General features: G+C 41.7%; 1 protein-coding gene. It reads left to right on the forward strand.

Annotated elements, in window-relative coordinates:
- Nucleotides 1-266, forward strand: a 266-nt coding sequence (locus tag FLQ44_RS21120) for a phosphatidylglycerophosphatase A family protein (RefSeq protein ID WP_147695951.1), incomplete at its 5' end; no start/stop codon positions are given.
- Between the last annotated feature and the right edge of the window lie 94 nt (nt 267-360).

Consider the following 360-nt stretch of genomic DNA (forward strand, 5'->3'; position numbering starts at 1 on the left):
TGCATGATGATGGTCGAATCGTTTGGGATGAGTTTGCAGGGCAATCTATTACATTTCTTCCCTTGATCTATATTGGACAAATGAATTGGATATGGGTGGTGGTTGGCTTTGCATTGTTCCGCTTATTTGATGTTTGGAAACCTTGGCCAATTCGCATTATTGATGAAAAAGTCGATGGCGGTTTTGGCATCATGTTCGACGACATTATTGCAGGGGTCTGGGCAGCAATATGTATCATGATTTATTTATATTTTAAAATGGCTTAAGCCAGATCTGTTAGGTGTGATATGTCTACAACTGTGATCATTCTTGCGGCGGGTAAAGGAACGCGTATGCGCTCACGTTTACCGAAGGTACTTC

The sequence above is a fragment of the Vogesella mureinivorans genome, from assembly GCF_007644035.1.
Lineage (GTDB): Bacteria > Pseudomonadota > Gammaproteobacteria > Burkholderiales > Chromobacteriaceae > Vogesella > Vogesella mureinivorans.